The sequence below is a fragment of the Streptococcus sp. HF-2466 genome (assembly GCF_015594645.1).
Lineage (GTDB): Bacteria > Bacillota > Bacilli > Lactobacillales > Streptococcaceae > Streptococcus > Streptococcus anginosus.
Genome location: NZ_JADNQU010000001.1, coordinates 346,067 through 364,322, shown reverse-complemented (window position 1 = coordinate 364,322; position 18,256 = coordinate 346,067). Strand labels below are relative to the sequence as shown.

Sequence of the window (18,256 nt, the reverse complement as noted above, 5' to 3'; positions counted from 1 at the left end):
TAAGAACTTTTTTGTCGCTTCAAAAATTTCACAGATTGGGTAGATTTTTCTTGTAAAATCATTGATAAAATTGCTAGAAATTTGCCTAAAGAACAAGATTTTTCAAAAAGTTATCAAAATGCTTGAAAGTGTTTCCAATAAGTGATAAAATGATTTTGGTAGGAATGTGAAAACGATATTTTCAACATAGAAAGGAAGAAACATGAACACAGACGATACAGTAACCATTTATGATGTCGCGCGTGAAGCGGGAGTTTCGATGGCAACCGTTAGCCGTGTGGTAAATGGAAACAAAAATGTAAAAGAAAATACAAGAAAAAAAGTCTTGGAAGTGATTGACCGCTTGGATTACCGACCAAATGCGGTAGCGCGTGGCTTAGCTAGCAAAAAGACGACAACTGTCGGGGTTGTCATTCCAAATATCACAAGCAGTTATTTTGCAACGCTTGCAAAAGGAATTGATGATATTGCAGAGATGTACAAATATAATATTGTCTTAGCCAATAGTGATGAAGATGATGACAAAGAAGTTTCTGTTGTCAATACGCTGTTCTCAAAACAAGTAGATGGTATCATTTTTATGGGCTATCATTTAACAGAAAAGATTCGCTCCGAGTTTTCTCGTTCGCGGACGCCAGTTGTGCTTGCAGGCACAGTTGATGTGGAGCATCAATTACCAAGTGTGAATATTGACTATAAGCAAGCAACCATGGATGCAGTTGAACGTCTTACGAAAAATAATCAAAAAATTGCTTTTGTAAGCGGACCTTTGGTGGATGATATCAATGGTAAGATTCGTTTAGCTGGTTACAAAGAAGCTTTGAAGAAAGCTAAACTTACTTATAGTGAAGGATTGGTTTTTGAGTCAAAATACAGCTATGATGATGGTTATCAATTAGCAGAACGGGTCATTGCTTCTAAAGCTACAGCAGCTTTTGTGACTGGTGATGAGCTGGCGGCTGGGCTGTTAAATGGTTTATCAGACAAGGGTGTAAATGTACCAGAAGACTTTGAAATCATCACTAGCGATGATTCACAAGTAGCACGCTTTACTCGTCCAAATTTGACAACTATTGGTCAGCCTTTGTATGACCTTGGTGCGATTAGTATGCGCATGCTGACTAAGATTATGCACAAGGAAGAGCTAGAAGAACGCGAAGTGGTATTAGCTCATGGCCTTATTGAGCGCCGTTCAACAAGGAAGTAGGGAAGAGACCGTAAGGTCTTTTTCTTTTGCTTTTATAATGCGATGTCCCTTCTTGGTTTTATTTTTTCTATCTTTTGGGTATAATAGAAGACATGAAAGTATTACTGTATTTAGAAGGTAAAGCGGTTTTGGAAAAATCAGGCATTGGACGAGCTTTGCAACATCAGATGAAAGCCCTAGATTTAGCTGGAATTCCCTACACGACAGATCCTTCAGGAGATTATGATGTGGTTCATATCAATACCTATGGACCTAGAAGTTTGCGACTTTTGCACAAAGCAAAAAAGCAAGGAAAAAAAGTGATTATGCATGGGCATTCGACTAAAGAAGATTTTCGAAATTCTTTTATCGGGTCAAACTTTTTTGCGGAAGCCTTTGGAAAATATCTGGCTCACATGTATCAAATGGCGGATTTTATCATTACACCGTCTGAATACTCCAAAAAGTTGATTCAGGGCTATGGTGTGACAACACCAATTGTGGCGGTTTCTAATGGGATTGACCTTCATAAATATCAAAAAGATCCACATAAAGAAGAAGTGTTTAGAAAACATTTTCATATCCAAGAAGGAGATAAGGTGGTTGTCTGTGCGGGACTTTATTTCAGACGCAAGGGAATAGAAGACTTTGTAGAGGTAGCCCGCAGAATGCCAGATGTTCGCTTTATTTGGCTGGGTAGTATTAACAAGTGGATCATTCCTCGGAAAATCAGAAATCTTGTACTTTTTGATCATCCTAAAAATGTTGAATTCCCGGGTTATTTTAAAGGTGCCGTTTTTGAGGGAGCTATGAGTGGTAGCAGTCTTTTCTTTTTCCCAAGTTATGAGGAGACAGAAGGGATTGTAGTGCTAGAGGCGTTGGCTAGTCATCAACATGTCGTTTTACGGGATATTCCTGTATATGAGGGCTGGATTGATGAGCAATCAGCTGAATTGGGGCATAATGTAGATGAATTTGTAGATTCTATCCAAAAGATTTTGGATGGTAAAGTAGATAAGCGAGAAGCTGGCTATAAGGTGGCGCAGAGTCGTTCAATTGATGATGTGGCTTATAAACTTGTGGATGCTTATCAAGAAGTATTGGAGATGTAGCATGCGAATTGGTCTTTTTACGGATACGTATTTCCCTCAGGTTTCAGGGGTGGCAACTAGTATTCGCACTTTAAAAACAGAATTAGAAAAGCTTGGACATACTGTTTTTATTTTTACAACGACAGATAAGGATGTCAATCGTTATGAGGATTGGCAGATTATTCGAATTCCCAGCGTGCCGTTTTTTGCCTTTAAAGATCGGCGAATTGCTTATCGCGGTTTTTCAACGGCTTTAGAGATTGCTCGCCAATATCAATTGGATATTATTCATACCCAGACTGAATTTTCTTTGGGTTTATTAGGTGTTTGGATTGCGAAAGAGTTGCGAATTCCAGTTGTTCATACTTATCATACACAGTATGAGGATTATGTACGCTATATTGCTAAAGGCATGGTTATTCGTCCTAGCATGGTCAAATACATTGTTCGCGGATTTATGAGTGATTTGGACGGTGTGATTTGTCCGAGCGAAATTGTTTATGACTTGCTCATGAAATACAAAGTAAAAGTAGAAAAACGTGTTATTCCGACTGGAATTGAATTGGCTAAATTTGAACGTCCAGAAATTACTAGTGAGAATATTGCTGATTTACGGGAAAAATTAGGCATTTCAAATCAAGAAACTATGTTGCTTAGTTTATCACGTGTTTCGTATGAAAAAAATATTCAGGCAGTTTTGGCTGCTCTGCCGGCAGTTTTGGAAGAAAATCCAGATGTGAAATTAGTAGTGGCAGGAGATGGACCGTATTTATCTGACTTAAAAGCGCAAGCCAAACGGTTGAATATTACGGATGCAGTGATTTTCACAGGAATGATTGCACCAAGTGAAACCGCATTGTATTATAAAGCAGCGGATTTCTTTATTTCCGCTTCAACGAGTGAGACGCAGGGCTTGACGTATTTAGAAAGCCTAGCTAGTGGCACTCCGATTATTGCGCACGGAAATCCTTATCTGGATAATGTTATCAATGATAAAATGTTTGGAACGCTTTATTATGAAGAACGTGATTTGGCGGGAGCCATTTTGGAAGCTGTTATTGCAACACCAGACTTGGATGAAAAGAGTCTTGCTACAAAATTATACGAAATCTCTGCTGAAAACTTCGGCCGTCGTGTCTATGAATTTTATTTGGATTTAACCATTTCAAAAGATTTCAACAATGATTTATATCCGGAGGAGTCTGTTAGTAAGCGATTAGCGAAATCTGTCATTTATCTTCCCAAAAAAGCGATTGCCCTTCCTGTAAATGGATCAGCGCGAATGTTTAAAGCATCTAAACGACAAATCAAAAATATACAGAAATACCTGAAATAAAATTCCAAAACTAGCGAGGTGGGAAAATGAAACGCGATATTCCTTTTTTAGCCGTACTACTCTTTTTCTATTTGTTATTTTATGGAATTGTTCAAATGATACCGATGGACGAATTGTTACGAAAGGGATTGGTGGTGAATAATATTTTGATATATTCACCGCTAGCAACATTCCTTGTGGGAGCTGTCTATGCTGGACTATATGGTTTTTCTTGCCGTTTTTTGCTTTTAGCAACGCTTATGTTCTTTGTGACGATTATGATCTTTGGTGAATGGATTTTACTGTATCATGTAGCCTATTTTATCTGTTTATTGTTGGGGACGCTGTTAGGTTATGGGATATTTCGCTGGAGAAAGACAAGTAAATAAACATTGAGCAGTTCAGAGCATTTGCTTCTTTAGGAAATTACTACAGTAGCAGTGAAAAGTTAAGACAAGTGTATTGCGTTTCATAGTTTTTCCTAAAAATTCAATGAATGGTCTAAGGCTTTTGTCTGGACTATTTTTTGATATGAAAAACTGTCTTTGCAGAGCAAATGTGTCATATTTTGAACATATTTGTTTTAAATTTGTAAAGTAAAGAAATGATGTGTTATGAGTTGAATTGGTAAATTTTAAGAAAAATTTGGTATAATAAAAAGATAGAAAAAGGTGAATAAAATGAAAAAAATATTAGTTGTAGATGATGAGAAGCCAATCTCAGATATTATAAAGTTTAACATGGTAAAAGAAGGTTATGAAGTAGTGACAGCCTTTGACGGTCGCGAAGCGTTAGAAATGTTTGAAGCAGAACGTCCAGATATTTTGATTTTGGACTTAATGTTGCCTGAAATGGACGGCTTAGAGGTGGCGCGAACGATTCGGAAAACGAGCAATGTGCCAATCATCGTTCTTTCTGCCAAAGACAGTGAGTTTGACAAAGTTATTGGTCTTGAGATTGGTGCAGATGACTATATGACAAAGCCTTTCTCTAATCGTGAGTTGCAGGCGCGTGTCAAAGCTATTTTGCGGCGGACAGATTTGACAATTGAAAATCAAGAAGCAGAAGCTGCTCCGACAGAAATTGTGATTGGAGATTTGCAGATTTTGACCGATGCTTTTGTCGTGAAAAAGCATGGCGAAGAATTGGATTTAACACACCGTGAGTTTGAATTGCTCCACCATTTGGCAACGCATATCGGACAAGTGATGACGCGTGAACATCTGCTAGAAACGGTGTGGGGTTATGATTATTTTGGAGATGTGCGGACTGTTGATGTGACAATTCGTCGTTTGAGAGAAAAGATAGAGGATATTCCTAGCCGACCAGAGTACATTTTAACGCGGCGCGGCGTTGGATATTACATGAGAAACAATGATTGATAATATTAGACAATTTGTTGTATCAAAAGATTTTGTATTTGTCTTACTCATTTTAGGATTTATTTTGGTTATTACCTTGCTTTCCTTGGAAAACCGACGTGATAATGTTCGTATTCGCCAATTGAATCAAAAAGTGAAAGACTTGATCGCAGGAGATTATTCAGAAGTTTTAGATATGCAAGGTAGTCCAGAAATCACTGATATTACCAATAGTATCAATGATTTATCTGAGGTAATCCGTCTAACGCATGAAAATTTAGAGCAAGAAACTAAGCGCCTGTCGAGTATTTTATCCTATATGACGGACGGTGTTCTTGCGACCAATCGTCGTGGGCAGATTATCATGATTAATGATATGGCGACCAAGCAGTTGGGGGTCAAAGAGTCTGAAGCACGAAAGATGAATATCTTAAAACTGTTGGATATCGAAGACGAATATGACTTACGAGACTTGATTACGAAAGTTCCAGAGTTGACCATTGATTCGCAGGATGAAAATGGAGAGTTTTTAAGTTTACGTGTCCGATTTGCCTTGATTCGGCGAGAATCAGGCTTTATTTCAGGGCTGGTTGCAGTGCTACACGATACAACGGAGCAGGAAAAAGAAGAGCGTGAGCGGAGACTGTTTGTTTCGAATGTCAGTCACGAATTGCGTACTCCCTTGACCAGTGTCAAGTCTTATCTGGAAGCATTAGATGAAGGCGCCTTGTCAGAACCAGTCGCACCGGATTTTATCAAGGTTTCATTAGACGAGACCAATCGGATGATGCGCATGGTTTCGGACTTGCTGAGTTTGTCACGTATTGACAATGCAACCAGTCATTTGGATATTGAATTGACGAATTTTACAGCTTTTATCACCTTTATTTTGAACCGTTTTGATAAAATCAGAAGCCAGAATGATGATAAAAAGTATGAAATTATACGAGATTATCCGATTAACTCTATTTGGGTCGAAATTGATACAGATAAGATGACACAGGTGATTGATAATATTATCAACAATGCCATTAAATATTCTCCTGACGGTGGCAAGATCACAGTGAGTATGAAAACAACCGAGACCCAAATGATTTTGTCTATATCAGATGAGGGCTTAGGAATTCCCAAAAAAGATTTACCGAAAATTTTTGACCGCTTCTATCGTGTAGACAAAGCAAGAAGTCGTGCACAAGGTGGATCCGGATTAGGTTTAGCTATTGCTAAGGAAATTATTAAGCAACATCACGGATTTATCTGGGCAAAGAGCGAGTATGGCAAAGGCTCAACCTTTACTATTGTCCTGCCTTATGATAAGGAAGCTGTCAAAGATGATGATTGGGAAGAAGATGAATTAGAAAGGTAGCATGAACGAGAAGGGATTTAAGTACAGTATTTTAGCGTCAGGTTCTACTGGCAATTGTTTCTATTTAGAAACCCCAAAGAAGAAGTTGCTGATTGACGCCGGCTTATCTGGAAAGAAAATTACCAGTTTGCTGAGTGAAATTGGTCGTAAGCCAGAGGATTTGGATGCTATTTTGGTGACGCATGAACATAAAGACCATATTCATGGTGTGGGTGTTTTAGCACGGAAATATCATTTAGATATTTATGCTAATCAAGATACTTGGAATGCTATGGAAACAGCACTTGGAAAGATTGATGTCAGTCAGAAGCACATTTTTGAAATGGGAAAAACGAAAACATTTGGTGATATTGATATTGAAAGTTTTGGGGTCAGCCATGATGCGGTTGCACCGCAATTTTACCGACTGATGAAAGATGATAAGAGTTTTGTTCTACTGACGGATACTGGCTATGTTAGCGATCGTATGGCAGGGATTATTGAAAATGCGGACGGGTATTTGATTGAGTCTAACCATGATATTGAAATCCTTCGTAGCGGAGCTTATCCTTGGAGCCTGAAGCAGCGGATTTTATCTGACCAAGGACATTTGTCGAATGATGACGGGGCAGAAACCATGATTCGTACGTTGGGTTATCGCACTAAGAAAATCTATCTAGGGCATCTTAGCAAAGAAAATAATACCAAAGAATTGGCTCATATTACAATGGTCAATCAATTGGCACAGGCTGATTTGGCGGTTGAGCATGATTTTCATATTTGTGATACATCGCCAGATACGGCGACACCTTTAACAAATATTTAGGAAAAAGAATGCGAATTTTTTACTTAATGATTGGTTTTATTTCAGTAGGATTAGCCCTTTTGGGAGTAGCTTTACCGCTATTGCCGACACCCCCCTTTTTTGCTGTTGGTGATTGCATGCTTTTCACGCTCTTCCAAACGATTTGAAAAATGGCTATACCATACTAAGTTGTATCAAATCTATGTGGCGGACTTTCGCGAAACAGGTGCTATTGCTCGGGAGCGTAAAAGACAAATTTTTATTTCCATTTATATTCTAATGGGAATTTTTATCTTCTTTGCACCTCTTATCTAGGTGAAGTTTGCTTTGGCTGCCTTAACCCTTTTTATGACGTATTATTTATTCAAAGTCATTCCAGATAAAGAATGAAAATTCATTTCATCTCTGGTGAACTTTTCCTATCAAATTCTTGGTATCGTTGGAGTATCAAGGATTTTTTTGATATAATAATAGAGAATTTGTTTTCATTTTATACTCTGTGAAGATCTCTTCAAACTTCGTCGGATTTCACAGTTCGGGTGACTGTGGGAGGTGGCAAAGAAGGAAAGCGAAACTTTTGCCAACCTTGCTGTACTCTTTGTTGCTGATTTCGTTGATTGCACTAGCAACTTCAAAAGCTCTGCTTGAGCTTTTGCCTCACACGTAGCTTGCTTTCTAGTTCCAATTGTCGGGGAGACAGCTGGAGGTGATTGTCAAATTTTTGATGTTCATTAAGTATTAAAAGAAAAAGTTCTTCTTGAAAGGAGAAAAAATGAGAGATTTACATAAAGTTTTGAGTCAGCAATTTGGAATTGTCTTCCAAGATGAAAAGTTGCTGGAGACAGCTTTTACACACACTAGCTATGCCAATGAGCACCGCCTCTTAAACATTTCACATAATGAGCGCTTGGAATTTTTAGGAGACGCTGTTCTGCAATTATTGATTTCAGAATATCTGTATAAAAAATATCCGAAAAAACCAGAAGGGGACTTGTCAAAACTTCGCTCAACCATTGTACGTGAAGAGAGTCTGGCTGGTTTTAGTCGAGATTGCCAGTTTGAGCAATTTATCAAATTAGGTCGTGGCGAAGAAAAGTCAGGTGGGCGTAATCGGGATACCATTCTTGGGGATTTATTTGAAGCCTTTTTAGGAGCTTTGTTGCTAGATAAGGGAGTGGAAGCGGTCAAAAACTTCCTGTATCAAGTCATGATTCCAAAGGTAGAAGTTGGAGACTTTGAGCAGGTGGTTGATTACAAGACCAAGCTACAAGAACTGCTCCAAGTCAATGGTGATGTCGAGATTGTCTATCAAGTCATCTCTGAGTCCGGTCCAGCTCATGCCAAAGAATTTGCTGTAGCGGTATCTGTTGATGGCAGAACGGTTGGACAAGGTCAAGGACGCTCGAAAAAATTAGCAGAGCAGGAAGCTGCTAAAAATGCATTTGAAAAGGAAAGTCATTCATGTATTTAAAAGAAATTGAAATTCAAGGTTTCAAATCTTTTGCAGATAAGACCAAGGTAATATTTGATCAGGGAGTGACAGCAGTCGTTGGACCAAATGGCTCAGGAAAGAGTAACATTACTGAAAGCCTGCGTTGGGCACTGGGAGAGTCCAGTGTTAAAAGTCTTCGTGGCGGGAAAATGCCAGATGTCATTTTTGCGGGGACTGAAACTCGCAAACCACTGAATTATGCTTCTGTTGTTGTCGTTTTGGACAATAAAGACCGTTTTATCCAGCAAGCTGCAGATGAGATTCGTGTGGAGCGTCATATTTATCGCAGTGGGGATAGCGAGTATAAAATAGACGGTAAAAAGGTACGTTTACGAGATATTCATGATTTGTTTATGGATACAGGGCTCGGACGAGATAGTTTTTCCATTATTTCCCAAGGAAAGGTGGAAGAAATTTTCAATAGCAAGCCAGAGGAGCGCCGTGCCATTTTTGAAGAAGCGGCTGGCGTACTGAAATACAAGACGCGGCGCAAGGAGACTGAAAGCAAGCTCAGCCAAACACAAGATAATCTAGATCGGCTGGAAGACATTATTTATGAGCTCGATAGTCAAGTGAAGCCTCTTGAAAAGCAGGCTACGACAGCTAAGCAGTTTTTGAAATTGGATGAAGAACGCCGTGCTCTTTATTTGGATGTATTGATTGCTCAAATAAAGGAAAATAAGACACAGCTGAATGATACTGAAGAACAGCTGACGGGGATTCAGCAAGCTTTGTCTGCTTATTACAGCAAACGTGACCAGCTAGAGCAAGAAAACGCTCTTCTGAAAGAAAAACGCCATGATTTGCAGAAACAAATGGCAGATGACCAAGCGAGTTTGCTTGAACTAACACGCCTCATCAGTGACTTAGAACGCCAAATCGAAGTTTCCAAATTAGAATCTAGTCAAGCTGCCAACAGTCGGAAGGAAAATGAGGAACGCCTGAAAGGATTGACAGAAAAATTAGAGGCGGTTCAAACAGAATGGCGGGGAAAAGACGAGCAGTTGACTGATTTTGCTGTAAAATTGGAACAAAATCAACAAGCGATTCATAAATTAGAAGCTGAAATTGAGGCATTTTCGGATGATCCTGACCAGATGATTGAAAAATTACGTGCTGAATTTGTCCAATTGATGCAGGAAGAAGCGGACTTGTCCAATGACTTAACTGCTTTAGAAAGTCGCTTAGCCAACGAATTACAATTATCTGAAAGCAAACAAGCAGAATTTGCTAAGTTAAAAGAAAATTTAAAGAATCTTCAAATCAACGAGCAAAGTCAACTGGAAGATTTAGAAACAGCTCGGCAGTCGGTTCAGCAGTTACTGGCAGATTATCAGGCACAGCTAAAGCAAGTTCAAACTGTAAAAACGAATTATCAGCAGAACCAAACGGCAATGTTTGATTTAATGGATGATGTAAAAAATAAGAAGGCGCGTGTTGGTAGTTTAGAAGCTATTCTGAAAAATCACAGTCATTTCTATGCTGGGGTGAAAAGCGTTCTTCAAGAAGCAGAGCGCCTGGGCGGTATTATCGGTGCTGTTAGTGAAAAATTGAGCTTTGATTCGCATTACCAGACAGCACTTGAAATTGCACTTGGAGCAAGTAGCCAGCATATTATCGTAGAAGACGAACAAGCTGCGACACGAGCAATTGAATTTCTGAAACGCAATCGAACAGGACGGGCAACTTTTCTGCCACTGACAACGATTAAAGCGCGGCATTTACCAGATCATCATCGAGCAAGCATTGAAAAAAGCACTGGTTTTCTTGGTCTAGCTTCGTCTTTGGTGCGCTATGATAAGAGTTTAGAGCATATTTTCCAAAATTTGCTAGGTACAACAGCCATTTTTGATACGGTAGAAAATGCGCGAGCAGCTGCTCGCAAAGTTCGGTATCAAGTACGAATTGTCACGCTGGATGGAACAGAATTGCGGACAGGCGGTTCTTATGCAGGTGGCGCTAATCGAAATAACAATACGATTTTCATCAAGCCGGATCTGGACGCTTTACAAAAGGAACTTTCTGAGAAGAATGTTACATTAGCCGAACAAGAAAGGCAAGTGGAAGATTTGCACACGCAGCTAAGCCAAGCCAACAGTCTGTTAGAAGAAATAAAAGTAAGTGGTGAGGAAGCACGATTAGCAGAGCAAAAGGCTCAAATGGCTTATGAGCAAACGCACAAACAGGTTGAAGACTTATCTGAGCTCTTAGTGCTGCAAGAAAGAGAGTTATCTCGTGAAGTTCTTCCTGATATGGCGGAGCAAAAAGAAAAGTTAGTCAATCGCCTTGCAGAAATTGAGCAAGAGAAATCCGAAACAGAAGCTGAGATTGAGCAGATTAAGTCGGATAAAGATGCTGTTCAAGCACGTTTAGACAAGCTAACAGCCCGCTTATCTGAGCTTCGTTTGGCTCGTACCGAGCTGACGGGGCATCAGCGTTACGTTCAGACGGATCTCACGCGTTTGTCCAATGAAAAATCTGAATTGGACAAAGGGATTTCAACTTTACAATTTCTAATGGAGCAAAAGGAAGAAACCGCTTCAAAAGTGGATATTGCTGTTTTAGAAGAGCAATTAACACAGGCTATACAGGAAAAGACAACTTTGAACCAAGCTACCATTCGTCGTCAGTTTGAACTGGACGATTTGGAAGGGCAAGCAGAGGATCTTACTAGTCATCTGGAACAAGCCCGCCAGCAAAATGAGGATCTGATTCGCAAACAGGCAAAAGCAGAAGCTGAAAAAGATAAGATTGCAGATGTCCTTCGACGTCTTTTGACGAATTTGACAGATGACTATCAAATATCTTTTGATGAAGCTAGTAAACAGGCTCGTCCACTAGAAAATCTTACGGTTTCTGAAACTAAGGTTAAGGACTTAGAAAAGGCTATTCGGGCTTTAGGACCAGTCAATCTTGATGCGGTAGAGCAATTTGAAGAAGTCAGTCAACGACTGCATTTCCTCAATACTCAAAGAGATGACGTACTCTCTGCGAAAAATTTGCTTTTGGAAACCATCGAAGAAATGAATGACGAAGTAAAAGAACGCTTCAAATCAACCTTTGAAGCTATTCGTGAGAGCTTCAAAGTGACTTTCAGACAGATGTTTGGCGGCGGTTCAGCGGACTTGATTTTGACCGAAGGCGACCTGTTGACTGCGGGGGTAGAAATTTCGGTTCAACCGCCCGGCAAAAAAATCCAATCACTCAATCTGATGAGCGGAGGAGAAAAGGCGCTATCAGCCTTAGCATTACTCTTCTCCATTATTCGTGTCAAGACGATACCATTTGTCATTTTGGACGAGGTGGAAGCTGCACTTGACGAAGCTAATGTCAAACGTTTTGGCGACTATCTTAATCGCTTTGACAAGGACAGCCAGTTTATTGTGGTAACACACCGTAAAGGAACGATGTCCGCAGCAGACTCTATCTATGGGGTAACCATGCAAGAGTCCGGTGTATCAAAGATTGTCTCCGTAAAATTAAAAGATTTAGAAAGTATGTAAAATGAATATAAAATTAGTTGCGACAGATATGGACGGCACCTTTTTAGATGACAAAGGGCAGTTTGATATGGTTCGACTGAAGCAGTTGTTGCTCCGTTTTAAAGAAAAGGGCATCTATTTTGCAGTAGCCAGTGGACGCGGTTTGCTGTCATTAGAAAAGCTATTTGAGGATGTGCGAGATGAGATAATTTTTATTGCTGAAAATGGCAGTCTGGTAGAATTTCACAGAGAAGATCTCTATGAAGCAACTATGTCCAAAGATTTTTATCTGTCAGCTTTTGAGAAATTGAAGACATCTCCTTTCATCAATACCAGTGAATTGCTTCTAACAGGTAAAAAAGGCTGTTATGTCTTGGAAACGGTTGATCCAGCTTATTTAGCTTTTAGTGCGCACTATAATGAAAACATCCAAAAAGTAGCTCGCTTGGAGGATATTACAGATGAAATTTTCAAATTTACAACCAATTTTTCTGAAGAAACAGTAGCTGCTGGTGAGGCCTGGGTCAATGAACACGTTTCTGGTGTCAAAGCCATGACGACAGGTTATAAGTCAATTGATATTGTCCTAGACTATGTGGACAAGGGCGTTGCCATTGTCGAATTGGCAAAAAAATTAAATCTTGAGATGGATCAGGTCATGACATTTGGTGACAATTTGAATGATCTACACATGATGCAAGTAGCAGGTTATCCCATTGCCCCTGAAAATGCTCGTCCAGAGATTTTGGAAGTAGCCAAAGAGGTCATTGGGCATCATGCGGCGCATTCAGTTATGACGTATATGGAGGGCTTATAATGGCAGATATAAAATTGATTGCCCTAGATTTAGATGGGACTTTACTGACTTCTGAGAAAAACATTTCAGAGCGAAATTTGGCAGCTCTTAAGATGGCTCAAGAGCAGGGAATCAAGATTGTTTTGACGACCGGTCGCCCTCTAAAAGCAATGGAGCTTTTCTTAAACGAACTGGGCGTAGCCAATCAAGAGGACGAATACACCGTTACTTTTAATGGTGGTTTGGTGCAACGCAATACAGGTGAAATTCTTGATAAAACAGTTTTTGCCTATGACGATGTGGCTCGTATTTTTGAGGAAACAGAAAAGTTAGGCTTGCCACTAGATGCGATTTGCGAAGGAACTGTCTACCAAATCCAGTCAGACCATGAATCGCTTTACCAAACTTGCAATCCTGCTTTAACATTTGAGTCGGTTTCATTTGCAGACTTATCTAGCCAACAGACTTATAATAAATGTGTAACAGCTTATGCACCAGATCCGCTTGATCGTGGCATCGCTCAGCTTTCGTCCGATTTATTTGACAAATATGAAATTTTTAAGTCGCGCGATATGCTGTTAGAATGGTCTCCAAAGAATGTTCATAAGGCAAATGGCTTAGAAAAATTGATTGCTTATTTAGGAATTGAACAGAGTCAAGTCATGACCTGCGGAGATGAAGCAAATGACCTGTCTATGATAAAATGGGCAGGGCTTGGTGTAGCTATGCAAAATGCAGTAGCAGCAGTCAAAGAAGTCGCCAATGTAGTGACGCCGATGACGAATGACGAAGATGCTGTTGCTTGGGCTATAGAAAAATATGCACTAAAATAAAGGAGGAATTGAATGGGGTTATTTGATCGCCTTTTTGGTCGCCAAAAAGAAGAAAAACCAGTTGAAAATATTCCTGAAGAAGCTGTAGAAACAGTATCAGAGGATGATCAAGGAAAGAATCTAGAAAAAGTAGAAACAGCTCCTGTAGAGAATATACAATCTGAGAATCTAGATGAACAAACATTCCAAACAGAGCTGAAAGAACGCCTTGTTGAGGATGAAGCACGTCTTGAAACCATTCAAGAAAAAGTAGAAGAAATGGAGCCGAGGACGACTGATATAGTGGCAGATGTAGAGTCAGTTGAAAATGACTCGCAAGCTCCAGAAAATCATACATTGCAGAATGAAACGGTAACTTCACAACCTGACGAGACAGCAGCTTTTTCGCAACATACGACTCATCCAGCTGCCACAGATTTACAGGAACGTCTAGCAGAAGCTAGAAGACAGCAGGCAGAACAAGAAAATATGAGGCAGCTGAACGAAGCGAACGCATGGTCAAGCTCAGCAGAGTCAACTACGGTAGAGAAGACTATTAGCGAACCAATTGAAGCAAGTTCATTTATTCAAGAAGAAACGGTTCAGGAAAAGTATGACCGTAGTCTTAAGAAGACACGGACAGGTTTTGGAGCGCGGCTTAATGCTTTCTTTGCTAATTTTCGCTCGGTAGATGAGGAGTTTTTTGAAGAGTTAGAAGAACTCTTGATTACGAGTGACGTGGGAGTGCAAGTCGCTTCTAATCTAACAGAAGCCTTACGCCAAGAAGCTCGCCTTGAAAATGCCAAAAAGCCAGAGGCTCTTCGTCGGGTCATCATTGAAAAGTTAGTAGACATCTATGAGAAAGATGGCCAGTTTAACGAAAAAATCAATTTACAAGACGGTTTGACAGTCATGCTTTTTGTGGGTGTAAACGGAGTTGGGAAAACCACTTCGATTGGGAAATTGGCTTATAAATATAAGCTGGCTGGCAAGAAAGTCATGTTAGTTGCAGCTGATACTTTCCGTGCAGGAGCTGTTGCTCAGTTGGTGGAATGGGGACGTCGAGTAGATGTTCCGGTTGTGACAGGTCCAGAAAAGAGTGATCCAGCTAGCGTTGTTTATGACGGTATGGAGCGTGCAAAGGCTGAAAATGTGGATATTCTCATGATTGATACGGCCGGACGCTTGCAAAACAAAGATAACCTAATGGCAGAGTTGGAAAAAATTGGACGAATTATCAAACGGGTAGATCCTGCTGCACCACATGAAACTTTCTTGGCACTGGATGCATCAACTGGTCAAAACGCCCTTGTTCAAGCTAAGGAATTTTCAAAAATTACGCCAGTAACAGGAATTGTCTTGACGAAAATTGATGGAACAGCGCGTGGTGGTGTTGTTCTTGCAATCCGTCAAGAGCTGGATATTCCAGTTAAACTGATTGGATTCGGAGAAAAAATTGACGATATTGGAGTATTTAACTCTGAAAACTTTATGAAAGGGCTCTTAGAGGGCTTGGTATAAGAAAAAAGACTTGCAATTCATTCATTTTGCAAGTCTTTTGTATATATTTACTTTACCCCAATCGTCCTTCTTTGCGATAGGCTTCGTCTGGACGCCAATTCCAATCAGCTTCAAATTGATTGAGTAATTCAAAGCTGGCTTCGGGTCCCATAGTACCTGATTTGTAATAATGAAGGGGAACTTCGTTATTTGCCCATAAAGCTTCAATACGGTCAATCAATTCCCAACTAGAGCGAACTTCGTCCCAGTGGCTAAAATTGGTTGAGTCATTGTTTAGCACATCGTAGATGAGCTTCTCATAAGGTTCTGGTGACGCACCAGAAGCTGTTGCATCTGTACGATAATCAAGTGTCAATGGAGCTAAGTTAAATTGCTCGCCCACTTCTTTGCCATTCATACTAAGAGAAAATCCTTCAGTTGGTTGAATGTAAATCGTCAGCACATTTGGTTGAAGCGAGGAGCCGAAAATGGATTCCATTTGCTTGAAGACAATGTTGACATGGGTTCCTTTGGCAGTGAGACGTTTTCCAGTACGGAAGAAAAATGGCACCCCGCGAAATCGGTCACTATCTACAAAGAATGCACCAGAAGCAAAGGTTTCTGTGGTAGATTCTGGGGCAACATTTGGTTCACTACGATAGGAAATGTACTTTTTCCCGTCCACTTTGCCAGAAGTGTATTGACCACGAATGAAGAGCTTTTTCAAATCATTATCGGATGGCTTGTGTAAGTGCTTGAAAGCCTTAATTTTTTCAGCACGAATATCATCTTTGGTAAAAGTTTTGGGGTTGTCCATAGCAAGCAAAGACAGGAGTTGAAGTGTGTGATTTTGCACCATATCGCGCAGTGCACCTGAATGGTCGTAATAACCACCACGTTCTTCCACACCTAACTTTTCAGCAAAGGTAATCTGTACATTGTCAATATAATCACGATTCCAGACATTTTCAAAAAGAAGATTGGCAAAGCGAATAGCAAAAATACTTTGAATCATTTCTTTGCCGAGATAATGGTCAATCCGGAAAATCTGCTCTTCGTCAAATGTTGCCAACAAATCGTTGTTCAGTTTGCTAGCAGAAGCTAGGTCTGTGCCAAAAGGTTTTTCTACAATTAAGCGTTCAAATCCCTTCCCGTCCACAATTTGTTCTGATTTGAGGTGTTTAGCAATCGTCCCAAAAAACTGAGGAGCCATAGATAGGAAGAAAAGTTTATTGTGTTCTGCTTGATAGTGCTCATTGAGATGATTTTGTAGTTTTCTCAATTCAATATAATGCTCGGTATCTTGGACATCGTGACTTTGGTAATAGAAATGGCTAGCAAATTCTTGCGCTTGCTCAGGGCTATCAGCGAGATCTGTGATAGACTCGACCACGACAGATTCAAAATATTCCTTGCTCCAAGGTCGGCGAGCTGTACCGATAACGGCAAAATGCTTAGACAGATTGCCAGATTTATACAATCTAAAAAGAGAAGGATAGAGTTTTCTTTTTGCCAAATCTCCACTGGCACCAAAAATTGTAATAATCACTTTTGAAGACATTTTGAACACCTGTTTTCTAATATTTTATTTATTTTATCATAAATTGATTAAAATTTCCGAGTTTTGATAGCTCGAAATAAAGAGTAAAAGAGATAAAAAATAAGGATAACAAGGAAGAAAAGGAGTAGAAAGACAAGATGCACACCGGTCGTTGTATTAGGAGATTGATTAACGATTATAGCAGCGATAGCTGTTCCCAAAGCACCGGCAAATGTTTGAGCCGTTTGAAAGAGTGCTGTAGCATCTGGTGATTTCTCTCGGCTAATTTGTGAAACAGATAAGGCCATCGTGTTGTTGAAAGCCAGATTGCGCCCAATCGTGAAGAAAATATAAAAAAGGATAATGAGCGGTAATGTTAAGGTTTTTGTAAAAAATGCAAAAATAGAAACAGCTAAGAAAAAGAGGAGGTTCCCACCATATAGAGAAAGTTTGGGTCCCTTGGTATCATACAATTTTCCAAAGAAAGGTGCTGAAAAAGCTCCTAACATTGTTCCAGGAAGCAATGCAAAGCCAGCAGCAGAAGTAGCCTCGTGTTTTACTAAAACTAAGAAATTAGGAATCAGAAAATTGGCTGATAAATTTGAAAATTGGTAGAGAAAGAAAGGAATAATTCCTAGTAAAATAACTGGATTTTTCAAAATACGAATATCTAAAAAAGGATGCTCTACCGTTAAACTTCGCCAAACGAAAAGGACAAGTGATAATAAAAAGATGATGACAAAAGTCCAATTAAAGCTACCTTCTTCTAAGCTAGAAATCATCATGATAGAAAAAGTCAGTGAAAGTGTAAGAAGCAAGAAAGAAATCCACTCAAAAGGACGTTTTTGTTTATTGGGGGTATTTTCTAAAAATAAAAATCCTAATATGAAGGAGATAATCGGAACGGGCATGATGAGTGTGTAAATCATGTGCCAGTCAAACAAGCCAATCATAAAGCCGCCATAAGTGGGACCAATCGCAGGAGCTAGGCTTATAACGAGTCCAGACAGTCCCATGTAAAACCCGATTTGATTGCGCGGAATACGTTCTACGATAAGGTTAAACATAAGAGGAATAGCAATTCCTGTGGCTGCTCCTTGCAAAATGCGTCCTAACATAAGTAGGGCAAAATTGGGGGCAATCATCGCAACGCCATTACCCAGCGTAAACATAGCTAGACTGGTGAATAGAATTTTACGCTCAGACCAATTGTGTGCTAGAGTGGCTCCAAGTGTAATCGTGATAGCGACAGCTAGCAGATAACCTGTTGTAATCCATTGCAATGTGCCAAGGTCTGTATGAAAAACTTTCATAAGGTGCGGAAAGGTGACATTCATACTGGTTTCAGACAGAATTCCAGCAAAAGCAATGAGTGCTGTAGCGAGAATAGAGAGCAAGGTTTTCCTTGAAACGGGTTGGTTTTGATGTGACATAATACCTCCTAAAAATATAAATTTCTCTTATTTTATCATAATTACTTATAAAAGAGCATAATAGGAGACCTAGAGAAATACTTCTCAGGTCTTCTTTT

The 18,256-nt window shown here is 39.7% G+C and carries 14 protein-coding genes and 1 pseudogene; 13 read left to right on the top strand and 2 right to left on the bottom strand.

The window, feature by feature from the left end:
* Window positions 1-202 precede the first annotated feature (202 nt).
* The 13 genes and pseudogenes from ccpA to ftsY all read left to right on the top strand — a co-directional run bounded on the left by ccpA (window position 203) and on the right by ftsY (window position 15,206).
* On the top strand, window positions 203-1,207 hold the full coding sequence (ccpA, locus tag IYQ91_RS01840) for a catabolite control protein A (RefSeq protein WP_003025161.1): 1,005 nt from the start codon (window positions 203-205) through the stop codon (window positions 1,205-1,207).
* Between the two features lie 92 nt (window positions 1,208-1,299).
* On the top strand, window positions 1,300-2,298 hold the full coding sequence (locus tag IYQ91_RS01835; RefSeq protein WP_195672901.1) for a glycosyltransferase family 4 protein: 999 nt from the start codon (window positions 1,300-1,302) through the stop codon (window positions 2,296-2,298).
* Window position 2,299: 1 nt separating this feature from the next.
* Entirely contained in the window at window positions 2,300-3,613 is a 1,314-nt protein-coding gene (locus IYQ91_RS01830) for a glycosyltransferase family 4 protein (protein WP_195672900.1), read from the top strand.
* A 26-nt stretch (window positions 3,614-3,639) separates the two neighbouring features.
* Window positions 3,640-3,981, top strand: a complete 342-nt coding sequence (locus IYQ91_RS01825) for a hypothetical protein (RefSeq protein ID WP_126466670.1) — start codon at window positions 3,640-3,642, stop codon at window positions 3,979-3,981.
* Between the two features lie 291 nt (window positions 3,982-4,272).
* Window positions 4,273-4,974: a response regulator YycF gene (yycF, locus tag IYQ91_RS01820; protein WP_003025150.1), complete on the top strand. Its 702-nt coding sequence runs from the start codon at window positions 4,273-4,275 to the stop codon at window positions 4,972-4,974.
* Window positions 4,967-6,319, top strand: a complete 1,353-nt coding sequence (vicK, locus tag IYQ91_RS01815) for a cell wall metabolism sensor histidine kinase VicK (protein ID WP_195672899.1) — start codon at window positions 4,967-4,969, stop codon at window positions 6,317-6,319. Before yycF ends, vicK begins: the two co-directional genes overlap by 8 nt.
* A 1-nt stretch (window position 6,320) precedes the next feature.
* Window positions 6,321-7,124, top strand: a complete 804-nt coding sequence (locus tag IYQ91_RS01810) for an MBL fold metallo-hydrolase (protein ID WP_195672898.1) — start codon at window positions 6,321-6,323, stop codon at window positions 7,122-7,124.
* 8 nt (window positions 7,125-7,132) lie between these two features.
* Window positions 7,133-7,493, top strand: a pseudogene (locus IYQ91_RS01805) (YbaN family protein).
* A 382-nt stretch (window positions 7,494-7,875) separates the two neighbouring features.
* Complete coding sequence (rnc, locus tag IYQ91_RS01800) at window positions 7,876-8,574, top strand: ribonuclease III (RefSeq protein WP_195672897.1); 699 nt, start codon at window positions 7,876-7,878, stop codon at window positions 8,572-8,574.
* Window positions 8,565-12,098 carry a chromosome segregation protein SMC gene (smc, locus tag IYQ91_RS01795; RefSeq protein ID WP_195672896.1) on the top strand — a complete coding sequence of 1,178 codons (3,534 nt, stop codon included), beginning with the start codon at window positions 8,565-8,567 and terminating at the stop codon, window positions 12,096-12,098. The genes rnc and smc overlap by 10 nt, the downstream gene beginning before the upstream one ends.
* A gap of 1 nt (window position 12,099) precedes the next feature.
* The gene (locus tag IYQ91_RS01790; RefSeq protein WP_195672895.1) at window positions 12,100-12,894 is read left to right on the top strand and encodes a Cof-type HAD-IIB family hydrolase; all 795 of its coding nucleotides are present in this window, start codon (window positions 12,100-12,102) and stop codon (window positions 12,892-12,894) included.
* Window positions 12,894-13,706: a Cof-type HAD-IIB family hydrolase gene (locus IYQ91_RS01785; protein ID WP_126466674.1), complete on the top strand. Its 813-nt coding sequence runs from the start codon at window positions 12,894-12,896 to the stop codon at window positions 13,704-13,706. The genes IYQ91_RS01790 and IYQ91_RS01785 overlap by 1 nt, the downstream gene beginning before the upstream one ends.
* A gap of 12 nt (window positions 13,707-13,718) precedes the next feature.
* Window positions 13,719-15,206 carry a signal recognition particle-docking protein FtsY gene (gene ftsY, locus IYQ91_RS01780; RefSeq protein ID WP_195672894.1) on the top strand — a complete coding sequence of 496 codons (1,488 nt, stop codon included), beginning with the start codon at window positions 13,719-13,721 and terminating at the stop codon, window positions 15,204-15,206.
* Between the two features lie 52 nt (window positions 15,207-15,258).
* On the opposite strand, the gene zwf is transcribed toward ftsY, so the two are convergent.
* Window positions 15,259-16,746, bottom strand: coding sequence for a glucose-6-phosphate dehydrogenase (zwf, locus tag IYQ91_RS01775; protein ID WP_195672893.1), 1,488 nt, complete (start codon window positions 16,744-16,746; stop codon window positions 15,259-15,261).
* A 47-nt stretch (window positions 16,747-16,793) separates the two neighbouring features.
* Window positions 16,794-18,158 (bottom strand): MFS transporter, encoded by a 1,365-nt coding sequence (locus tag IYQ91_RS01770; RefSeq protein WP_195672892.1) that lies wholly within the window; start codon window positions 18,156-18,158, stop codon window positions 16,794-16,796.
* Window positions 18,159-18,256 lie beyond the last annotated feature (98 nt).

What these genes read in the sequence shown, in the direction of transcription:
- ccpA (WP_003025161.1), top strand. Translation starts at nt 203, where the DNA reads ATGAACACAGACGATACAGTAACCATTTATGATGTCGCGCGTGAAGCG.
- IYQ91_RS01835 (WP_195672901.1), top strand. Translation starts at nt 1,300, where the DNA reads ATGAAAGTATTACTGTATTTAGAAGGTAAAGCGGTTTTGGAAAAATCA.
- IYQ91_RS01830 (WP_195672900.1), top strand. Translation starts at nt 2,300, where the DNA reads ATGCGAATTGGTCTTTTTACGGATACGTATTTCCCTCAGGTTTCAGGG.
- IYQ91_RS01825 (WP_126466670.1), top strand. Translation starts at nt 3,640, where the DNA reads ATGAAACGCGATATTCCTTTTTTAGCCGTACTACTCTTTTTCTATTTG.
- yycF (WP_003025150.1), top strand. Translation starts at nt 4,273, where the DNA reads ATGAAAAAAATATTAGTTGTAGATGATGAGAAGCCAATCTCAGATATT.
- vicK (WP_195672899.1), top strand. Translation starts at nt 4,967, where the DNA reads ATGATTGATAATATTAGACAATTTGTTGTATCAAAAGATTTTGTATTT.
- IYQ91_RS01810 (WP_195672898.1), top strand. Translation starts at nt 6,321, where the DNA reads ATGAACGAGAAGGGATTTAAGTACAGTATTTTAGCGTCAGGTTCTACT.
- rnc (WP_195672897.1), top strand. Translation starts at nt 7,876, where the DNA reads ATGAGAGATTTACATAAAGTTTTGAGTCAGCAATTTGGAATTGTCTTC.
- smc (WP_195672896.1), top strand. Translation starts at nt 8,565, where the DNA reads ATGTATTTAAAAGAAATTGAAATTCAAGGTTTCAAATCTTTTGCAGAT.
- IYQ91_RS01790 (WP_195672895.1), top strand. Translation starts at nt 12,100, where the DNA reads ATGAATATAAAATTAGTTGCGACAGATATGGACGGCACCTTTTTAGAT.
- IYQ91_RS01785 (WP_126466674.1), top strand. Translation starts at nt 12,894, where the DNA reads ATGGCAGATATAAAATTGATTGCCCTAGATTTAGATGGGACTTTACTG.
- ftsY (WP_195672894.1), top strand. Translation starts at nt 13,719, where the DNA reads ATGGGGTTATTTGATCGCCTTTTTGGTCGCCAAAAAGAAGAAAAACCA.
- zwf (WP_195672893.1), bottom strand. Translation starts at nt 16,746, where the DNA reads ATGTCTTCAAAAGTGATTATTACAATTTTTGGTGCCAGTGGAGATTTG.
- IYQ91_RS01770 (WP_195672892.1), bottom strand. Translation starts at nt 18,158, where the DNA reads ATGTCACATCAAAACCAACCCGTTTCAAGGAAAACCTTGCTCTCTATT.